Source organism: Haemophilus parainfluenzae, assembly GCF_003252755.1.
GTDB lineage: Bacteria > Pseudomonadota > Gammaproteobacteria > Enterobacterales > Pasteurellaceae > Haemophilus_D > Haemophilus_D parainfluenzae_N.
On record NZ_QEPT01000018.1, the window covers coordinates 1 to 2,949 of the forward strand.

Sequence of the window (2,949 nt, forward strand, 5' to 3'; positions counted from 1 at the left end):
GGGAGAACTCATCTCTTGGCAAGTTTCGTGCTTAGATGCTTTCAGCACTTATCTCTTCCGCACTTAGCTACCCGGCAATGCGTCTGGCGACACAACCGGAACACCAGTGGTGCGTCCACTCCGGTCCTCTCGTACTAGGAGCAGCCCCAATCAATTCTCCAACGCCCACGGCAGATAGGGACCGAACTGTCTCACGACGTTCTAAACCCAGCTCGCGTACCACTTTAAATGGCGAACAGCCATACCCTTGGGACCTACTTCAGCCCCAGGATGTGATGAGCCGACATCGAGGTGCCAAACACCGCCGTCGATATGAACTCTTGGGCGGTATCAGCCTGTTATCCCCGGAGTACCTTTTATCCGTTGAGCGATGGCCCTTCCATTCAGAACCACCGGATCACTATGACCTACTTTCGTACCTGCTCGACTTGTCTGTCTCGCAGTTAAGCTTGCTTATACCATTGCACTAACCTGACGATGTCCGACCGTCATTAGCAAACCTTCGTGCTCCTCCGTTACTCTTTGGGAGGAGACCGCCCCAGTCAAACTACCCACCAGACACTGTCCGAGACCACGTTTCGTAATCTTCGTTAGAACATCAAACGTTAAAGGGTGGTATTTCAAGGACGACTCCATAATCACTGGCGTGACTACTTCTAAGTCTCCCACCTATCCTACACATCAAAATTCAATGTTCAGTGTCAAGCTATAGTAAAGGTTCACGGGGTCTTTCCGTCTAGCCGCGGGTACACCGCATCTTCACGGCGATTTCAATTTCACTGAGTCTCGGGTGGAGACAGCCTGGCCATCATTATGCCATTCGTGCAGGTCGGAACTTACCCGACAAGGAATTTCGCTACCTTAGGACCGTTATAGTTACGGCCGCCGTTTACTGGGGCTTCGATCAGGAGCTTCTCTTTCGATTACACCATCAATTAACCTTCCAGCACCGGGCAGGCATCACACCCTATACGTCCACTTTCGTGTTTGCAGAGTGCTGTGTTTTTAATAAACAGTTGCAGCCAGCTGGTATCTTCGACCGGTTCAACCTTCGCCCGCAAGGGACTACAATCTACGCCGGCGCACCTTCTCCCGAAGTTACGGTGCTATTTTGCCTAGTTCCTTCACCCGAGTTCTCTCAAGCGCCTGAGTATTCTCTACCTGACCACCTGTGTCGGTTTTCAGTACGGTTTAGATAAACCTGAAGCTTAGTGGCTTTTCCTGGAAGTGTGGTATCGGTTACTTCAGCTCCGTAGAGCCTCCTCATCATCTCTCAGTGTTAAAGAAGTCCGGATTTGCCTAAACTTCACACCTACAAACTTAAACGCACATATCCAACAGTGCGATAACCTAACCTACTCCGTCCCCACATCGCAGTTTATCCAAGTACGGGAATATTAACCCGTTTCCCATCGACTACGCTTTTCAGCCTCGCCTTAGGGGCCGACTCACCCTGCCCCGATTAACGTTGGACAGGAACCCTTGGTCTTCCGGCGAACGGGTTTTTCACCCGTTTTATCGTTACTTATGTCAGCATTCGCACTTCTGATACGTCCAGCAGCCCTCTCGAACCACCTTCATCCGCTTACAGAACGCTCCCCTACCCAACAGACTTTCGTCTGATGCCGCAGCTTCGGTGCTATATTTGAGCCCCGTTACATCTTCCGCGCAGGCCGACTCGACTAGTGAGCTATTACGCTTTCTTTAAATGATGGCTGCTTCTAAGCCAACATCCTAGCTGTCTAAGCCTTCCCACTTCGTTTCCCACTTAATATAGACTTTGGGACCTTAGCTGGCGGTCTGGGTTGTTTCCCTCTCCACGACGGACGTTAGCACCCGCCGTGTGTCTCCTGAGTATCACTCTTCGGTATTCGTAGTTTGCATCGGGTTGGTAATCCGGGATGGACCCCTAGCCGAAACAGTGCTCTACCCCCGAAGGTGTCCGCTCAAGGCTCTACCTAAATAGATTTCGGGGAGAACCAGCTATCTCCCGGTTTGATTGGCCTTTCACCCCCAGCCACAAGTCATCCGCTAATTTTTCAACATTAGTCGGTTCGGTCCTCCAGTTAGTGTTACCCAACCTTCAACCTGCCCATGGCTAGATCACCGGGTTTCGGGTCTATACCTTGCAACTAGACGCCCAGTTAAGACTCGGTTTCCCTTCGGCTCCCCTATTCGGTTAACCTCGCTACAAAATATAAGTCGCTGACCCATTATACAAAAGGTACGCAGTCACCCTTAAAGGGCTCCCACTGCTTGTACGTACAAGGTTTCAGGTTCTATTTCACTCCCCTCACCGGGGTTCTTTTCGCCTTTCCTTCACAGTACTGGTTCACTATCGGTCAATCAGGAGTATTTAGCCTTGGAGGATGGTCCCCCCATCTTCAAACAGGATATCACGTGTCCCGCCCTACTTGTCGTTAGCTTAGTACCATGACCTGGACTTCGAGTACGGGGCTATCACCCTGTATCGCCAAGCTTCCCAGCTTGTTCCTCTGTCTCTGTCATTATCACTAACAGGCTCCTTCGCGTTCGCTCGCCGCTACTAACGAAATCTCGGTTGATTTCTTTTCCTCGGGGTACTTAGATGTTTCAGTTCTCCCGGTTTGCCTCACTTACCTATGGATTCAGTAAGTGATAGTAGATTCTTCATCTACTGGGTTTCCCCATTCGGACATCTTGGATTAAACGCCTCTTATCGACTCATCCAAGCTTTTCGCAGATTAGCACGTCCTTCGTCGCCTCTGATTGCCAAGGCATCCACCTTGTACGCTTAGTCACTTAACTATACAACCTCAAAAATTCTTGATGTTGTGTTTTTCAACTAAACACTTGATTGCTTTTGTTCAATCAAGATTTTTTTCTTACTCAGACTTTTTCTTATCCTTTAAAAGGACTTGAAAGTCTCTTCAGTTTTTCAGCTTGTTTCCTGGTTGTTAAAGAACAGAA

1 rRNA gene is annotated in these 2,949 nt (G+C 49.4%); it reads right to left on the minus strand.

The annotated features are described in order from the left end of the window. A 23S ribosomal RNA gene (locus DPV95_RS10305) occupies window positions 1–2,787 on the minus strand; the annotation flags it as partial. Between the last annotated feature and the right edge of the window lie 162 nt (window positions 2,788–2,949).